Here is a 6,717-nt window from a genome sequence, read left to right as displayed (position 1 = left end):
GACACTAAAATCACGCCCTCTCAAAAAAACAGGAAAAAGAGCCTATAAGTGTATAATTCCATACTTAAAGGATTCTTAGGGGCTAAACTTTAAACATTGATAATTGAACGAGGTCTACACCTGTGCTTAATTTTACGAGAGATGAAATTCTGTCGCCCCCTATTCTATTATGGGTTTCGATAATTCTCATTTTTTTACCATCTCGTTTCATTTCTGTGTGAGAGGCTCCTTCGTCTAAGCCTATGAGCGTTAAGAATTGTGAAATGTAATTGACTATTTTTTGTTGTACTGTTTTTGGTAAATCAGCTGGTACACAATGCCCAATGGCAGTAAAATTTTTACCATTTTCATTTTCTATGAGGCTTTTTTTGGTAATCGCTATGATTTTATGTTTTCCTGAAAAACTAAAGGCTTCAACAGAGTATTCTTCTCCAGAAATAAATTCTTCAGCTATGAGGTTAGAGGAAAAACAGATATTTGCAATATCATTGATTGAATTGACTTGGACAACATCTTTACTGCCATAACTATCTATAGGTTTCACAATAAGTTGACCGCCGGTTGTTTTAAAAAAACATTCTCATTCTTTTTTATTTTTTGGTTTTAAAAATTTGAGAGAATACTCTGCGTGATCAGAAAGAAACAAACGCATTGCATATTTATTCTGTATTCGTTCTATTGTTTCCCATGATAATGTTTTAAGCCCTAAAAATCTGGATAGCTGTGATGCAAGTGGAAGAGCTTTTTCTGTTAAAGTTATTATAGCATCAATTTTACGATGACTATGGATAGCGCTGATGATCTTTTTAGTAAAAGGTACGTTATGATAATCAAAAAGAAAGACAGAGTCTTGATTCATATAAGCGGTGAGGGGACCATTTTCAGGCTTGTCAAAGATTGTCATCTTGATGCCGTTGCGTTGTGCGCAATCAATCATGGCATGATGAGGACTTAAGAGTACAATATGCTTTTCCATCAATTTCCCTTTTTGCTTGTTTTTTTAAGATGAGGAGAGAGAGGAGAGCTACACTGAGAGAGACAATACTCAAGATCTGCCAAACCGATAATCCAAAAACTTCTTGGTTATAGAAGAGGGAGCTTAAGTAACTTCCCGCTATGCCTCCGAAAGCACTGGAGAGACTCATGACTCCATAGGCACTAGCGATTAAGCGTTCATCTATATTTGTTGCATCATAATCGAGGCGTATTTGTATAATTATTTCAGTAAAGGAAAAAAGCATGACCGCTAAGAAGAGGTAAAAATAAGAATACTCGAGAGAGTGGAGGAGGATGAATGAGAATCCAAATAAAACAAAGGATAATATGATAGGCATTTTGGAGTTTTCTTTACATGCCCATTTTGAGACAGACATTTGGAAAAAAATCACGATGAGGGCATTTAAGATAAAAATAAAAGAAGCAGCACTTGCTCCCAAAACCTGCTTACTCAACACAGGTATGGTGCTTTCAAGTTGGATATAAAAAAAGGTAAACAGGAGCATAAAAAGTGCAACGTTAAGCATGGACTTATTGGTGAGCAGCTTTCTAAAATCAGAAAAATTTATTTTGTCCAATTTGTTGGTATTAGAGCGTTCCTTTAAGGTGCAGTTCAGAAGAAATAATAAAAAAAGATCAATCCAACAAGACTAAATAATAAGGAGGGGAGCATTTTAAAAATCAACATTCCAAGCAAAGGGCCGATAGAGACTCCTATATTGGCAAAGATTGATCTTGTTGCTCAAGCATCCACTTTTTCAGCTGTCGAGATGTTTTTTACTCAAAAAGATTTCGCAGCAGGAATGTATAGACTGCTTCCTAGTCCAATGAAGGCGCAAGAGAGGAGGAGGATATAAAAATTGTCCGTAAAACCAATGATAAGATAGCCGGGGATGCGTGTTGCTAGACCTAAAAGCATTGTTTTTTTTACATGGACATAATCGGAGGCAATCCTCCTAAAAGAGAGCCTGCTCTTTGGCACCAAAAAGCTATCCCGATGATGATGCCAACTTCTGTTGTACTGAGAGAATTAAGTTTGCTGAAATAGATGGCCAAAAAAGGAATGACCATAAATATTCCAACATTACTGAGTAAAGTTGTTATGAGAATAAGTTTTATGCTTGCTTTGAAAGTGAAGAGTTTACGCAGCATTTTAATTTTTCCACCACAAGATTTACTTTGTTGGCTTCAGAGAGTGCGTTTAACAGAGCCGTTTCTGAAATTGTTCCTGTGGTCAATAAAATGCTAACGTATGCAGATTGGTCTCTCAAATTCAGAATTTCTTTCCCCTGTAAGGCACATGGGTAGAGAGTGGTTTGTTTGCGCCCTGCATGTTTCAAGCTTATTTGCTGAAATTTACCTGTTGTTTTTGCATAGATAAGCGCTTGACCAATAAAGGTTTGGGGGATCAATTCTTTTTGCAATAATTCAGGTTCTCTTCCTAACGCGCATTCTAAAAATCCTTTGTAAATATTAGTGTTAAAGGCTTTGCAGAGTGCTTCACCAATTTGCCCTCCACCGAGGCGAGGATTTATTTCGACAACTTCAAAGCCTTCTTCAGTGACGATAAATTCCGTGTGTGCAAAGCCATCATGATAGGAAACAGCTGCTAGGATGTTTTTAATCCATTCTTCGATTCCCTGTAATTCCAGAGTGTTTTTGTTTAAAGGCAAAGCTGTTGCAAGTTCTTTAAAGTCAGGCATGTCTGACATGATTCTGCTTGAGAGGGTGAGAAGCTTTGTTTTCCCTTGATAGCTAATGGTTTCAGCGCTGTAGAGTGTGCCTGTAAAGAAGGTTTCAATGAGGATACTTTTGAGTGATGTATGGTTTTTATCAATTCCATTATTGCGGTTATTGCGGTAAATTCAGTTTTATTTTCTGCAAACCATACGTTTTTTGAGCTTGTTCCCTGTGGATCTTTCATAATGACAGGGTAAGAGAGGTCGTGTGTGTCTTGGAAAGCAGCACGTTTAATAACAGTTGCTTGTCCTTTTGTCAGACCTTTTTCAGAGAGGATTTTTCTTAAACAAGCTTTGTCTTTACAGATGTTGATTGCATAGGCATTGTGAGTTTTATATCCCAACTGGGCAGAGATTTCGTTGACACTTGTTGCCCACCTGTCTGTAAGATTGATAATTCCACTTCTGGTGAAACAAAAGATGTGATTGGTGGGTGGATTTGCTACCCATTCTCAAATTCTCTTTGTTCCTTTTTTTGTGCAGTGGTATTAAATGCAAAACCTAATATGCCTGTGATCATTGTGGCAATGCCGATGGCAAAGAGTGCACCTTGGGTGTGATCTACATGGACAAAGCCGGCTGCTATAAAGCCAATGCATACGGCTGTTTGTATGATGAAGAGATAGGCAGGCATTTGACTGTTTCTGTGTTCTTTCTGAATGGCTTTCATCATAAAACTTGCCATCAGGGCGTTTTGCACGCCGTTGGCACCCCCAAGGATAAAAAATGAAAGCATCATCAACCACACGATGTGTGTGAGAGAAAAGCAGAAAATTGCAAAGCCGATGGTTGCAGCAGCGAGTGATGCTCCAGCGGCATTGCCAAAGTGTTGGAAAAGGCCAGAAAAACAGAGGGGACCAACCACGAGGCCGAGACTTATCATGCTTGCAATCATCCCATAGGTTTCAGCACTTAAGTTGAGATCAGTGCGGATGCGGACAATCGATAAGACGTTGAGAGCAGAGGTGAGGATGATGGTAATGATGAGGGGGGAAAGAGCATAGACAACATTTTTTTTACGCAACAAACCTATGATATCCAACCCTTTTTTGGTTTGTTGCACTGTCTTTGTCGTTTGTGCATGAATTTTTAAACTTTTAAAACAGAAGAGAGTGATAAAGGTTGCACAAAGAACCATGATTGAAAGTGCAAATAATCCTCTTTGTCCGTTTGATAAACCATATAATACGCCTCCTAGGAGTGGTCCGGCAATATAACCAAGATTGCGGACTGTTTGGATAATGCGGTTTAGTCGGTCTAATTGCTGATCAGTTTTTGCAAATTCGGGAACAGAAACGAGGATTGCAGACCAAAAGATTGAACCAGCACAGCCCAGCGCGAAAGAAAGGGCAATATAAACCCAAAACTGGTTGGCAATTGCAGCTGTCGCTATGAGGAGTGCTTCAAATAATAAAACAACAGTAACTGTTCGCGCTGGTTGGAAGCGATGTAAGAGGCGCGGGGCAATTGGTCCGGCACAGATTGCGCCGATAAGCCCTGACAACAGGAGCATTGAAATAAAGGCTGTGCTCTCTGCTAAGTGGAGAGCAAATGTAACTTGCGCTGTTTCATCAGCAAAGCTGCTAAAGCCCAAAATAATAAAAAGCCCTATTTGAGCAAAAATAATGGATTTCTTCTTTGTCACAACGCCCCCCAAGACGCTAAAGCTTTTACGGTTTTTAAAATTTCCTCTTGCGCTATATTATGTGGTTTATCATTGAATTTCACTGTGTCCAATTTTTTTCCAATGAAAGTTGAGACAGGAAGCTTTTGTCAATGATCGCTATACTCAAAGCTTGCACAATGCTCGTTTGCTGCGATGAACCGTTCTTTTCGGATGAGGGGACCTGTTGGAGAGGTGAAGGGAGGCACAGAGTGATTTCACTTTCAATCTCAGAGACGTTAAAAGTGGGCGCTCAATATATACTCAATATATAAATGTGATCTCTCTGTTGAGACGCATTCTCTTCAATTCGTGTACGGATTTTTGCATCCTATGATCAAGATCGTCTGCAAGACAATGATAAAGAAGCGGAAAAATGAGAATGATCTATTTATTCTTGTTGAAGAATAAGATCAATGCAGAAGATAATTTTCTTCTTCACGAAAACATGTTAATCATGATCTTATCGATTAATTCTTTTTCAGTTGTATCGAAAAATTGAAACAGAAATTGTATTGGGTGGTGGAATGTTTCGTTCAGCTTTTTTAAAAAATCGTGAAATCTATGGACCACTTTGTATTGGCTTTGATCCTAGCCATCAGGTTCTCCATTCATGGAAATTAAGCTTTGATTATAAAGGTTTAAAAGATTTTTGTGATATTCTCTTAACAGCAGTTATTGGCAAAGTGGGTATCATAAAGCCGCAAGTCGCATTTTTTGAATTATATGGTGTGGAAGGTCTTCAAGCGCTTAAGGAACTCATTGAAATTGCACACGAACAGGGCTTATTGGTTCTTGCTGATGCGAAAAGAGGGGATATTGGCTCTACTGCTGAAGCTTATGGCAAAGCTTGGCTTGGTCCAAGCAGTGCGTTCAAGGCGGATGCCATGACAGTTAATCCTTTTTTGGGGTTTGACGCTCTCATTCCTTTGATAAAGGTTGCAGAAGAAACAGGAGCAGGGGTTTTTGTGGTTGTTCAATCCTCTAATCCAGAGGGAAAGCACATTCGAAATGCGCTTATCGGTGATCAGACACTCTCCATACATCTTGCACAGTGCATTTGTGATTATAATATCCAGTCGCGGGTTATGCATCATAATCTTGGTCCGATAGGTGCAGTTATAGGAGCAACATTAGGATCTGAATCGAAGGACACAATCGAGCAGTTAAAAAATAGTCTGTTTCTCGTTCCTGGTATTGGCGCTCAAGGTGGAACAATGCTACAGTTGGTACATCAATTTCCACAAAGTCTATGGCAGAATGTCATTCCCTCTGTGTCGCGCTCTATTACAGATGCTGGTCGCAATATTGTTGATTTAAAAAATGTTATCAATGATTTTGCCGAGCAAGCGCAAAGCACACTTATGTCTTGTCAGTCTTTGTCTATGCCATAAAACTGAAAATCTTTTATCAAGAATGCTATTTATTTTAAGAAGGCTTCTGCTTATCGCAAACCAGCAGCTTTTTCTTGATGCTTGGCAAAAATCTATAATGCGTATCTCATTTGATTTTTAGGAAAGAGATATAAAATATACGAGACGATTCTTGCGAAAAGAGAAGTGTTGATGCCTAATGGAGATTATCCATTGTCTCGTGCTTTAATGGATTACGCTCCTTACGCAAAATAAAACGCCATTTTTTTTGCGAATTCATGAGTTTTTTTAGAGACATCTCTCAACGTACACAAAGCCCCTCTCACGACCCCATTCCGCAGAGGGTATTGTGTGAAACCCATTGCCATCCTCTTTTTTACATTTATGAAGCTACAAGCTGCCCACCATATTCTTATATTTGCTAAAGCCTAATGTTGCGACTGCTCTTGCATTGAGACGGTGCATAAGAGATATTTTTACTCCTTTCTTAAACAGTTTTTATACCTATACGTCAATCTCGCTTGTAACATGCAAGGCAATGGTTATGAGGGATTCAATAGCAACAGGTCTGAAATGAGAGAATCTTACTGTATTTGGGGTTCTCATTTAAGATGTAAAACGATGAATTATCATTATAAATCAATTTTTGCATGATGGAGTAGAAGGAGAACGCAGAGAGTATCGAAAACGCTAAGGGAGAATTTTTTGAGCCGAGGGGTAAGGAGAAAAGCTCTTATGAAGAGCAGGCATGAGAATTTTTACAATTAACTTATTGATTTTTCAGTATAAATTATCTTAATAAGGGTGCAATATTAAACATTTTGCTATTGCATGTTTTTCTGTTTTGTGTACTGTCACCTGTCACCTGTCACCTGTCACCTGTCACCTGTCACCTGTCACCTGTCACCTGTCACCTGTCACCTGTCACCTGTCACCTGTCACCTGT

General features: G+C 38.9%; 7 protein-coding genes. 1 reads left to right on the top strand and 6 read right to left on the bottom strand.

All coding sequences use genetic code 11. The features are described 5' to 3' along the window. Nucleotides 1-82 precede the first annotated feature (82 nt). From MCQ_RS06495 to MCQ_RS06475, 6 genes are all read right to left on the bottom strand, one after another. Nucleotides 83-544, bottom strand: coding sequence for an ATP-grasp domain-containing protein (locus MCQ_RS06495; protein WP_006924300.1), 462 nt, complete (start codon nt 542-544; stop codon nt 83-85). 36 nt (nt 545-580) lie between these two features. Then, nucleotides 581-976, bottom strand: a complete 396-nt coding sequence (locus tag MCQ_RS06490; RefSeq protein ID WP_006924299.1) for a hypothetical protein — start codon at nt 974-976, stop codon at nt 581-583. Further along, nucleotides 930-1,574 (bottom strand): MFS transporter, encoded by a 645-nt coding sequence (locus MCQ_RS09890; protein WP_337250189.1) that lies wholly within the window; start codon nt 1,572-1,574, stop codon nt 930-932. The genes MCQ_RS06490 and MCQ_RS09890 overlap by 47 nt, the downstream gene beginning before the upstream one ends. A gap of 349 nt (nt 1,575-1,923) precedes the next feature. After that, nucleotides 1,924-2,067 carry a hypothetical protein gene (locus MCQ_RS09680; RefSeq protein ID WP_245256384.1) on the bottom strand — a complete coding sequence of 48 codons (144 nt, stop codon included), beginning with the start codon at nt 2,065-2,067 and terminating at the stop codon, nt 1,924-1,926. 44 nt (nt 2,068-2,111) lie between these two features. After that, a complete protein-coding gene (locus MCQ_RS08600; RefSeq protein WP_280641550.1) occupies nt 2,112-2,834 on the bottom strand; it encodes an ATP-grasp domain-containing protein in 723 nt (240 codons plus the stop codon). Between the two features lie 343 nt (nt 2,835-3,177). Then, complete coding sequence (locus tag MCQ_RS06475) at nt 3,178-4,380, bottom strand: MFS transporter (RefSeq protein ID WP_006924295.1); 1,203 nt, start codon at nt 4,378-4,380, stop codon at nt 3,178-3,180. Between the two features lie 545 nt (nt 4,381-4,925). On the opposite strand from MCQ_RS06475, the gene pyrF reads away from it, so the two are divergent. After that, nucleotides 4,926-5,792 carry an orotidine-5'-phosphate decarboxylase gene (gene pyrF / locus MCQ_RS06470; protein ID WP_006924806.1) on the top strand — a complete coding sequence of 289 codons (867 nt, stop codon included), beginning with the start codon at nt 4,926-4,928 and terminating at the stop codon, nt 5,790-5,792. Nucleotides 5,793-6,717 lie beyond the last annotated feature (925 nt).

The organism is Candidatus Bartonella washoeensis Sb944nv (assembly GCF_000278135.1).
GTDB lineage: Bacteria > Pseudomonadota > Alphaproteobacteria > Rhizobiales > Rhizobiaceae > Bartonella > Bartonella washoeensis.
The sequence above is the reverse complement of the archived record's forward strand: the minus strand, read 5'-3'. Positions and strand labels throughout refer to the sequence as shown.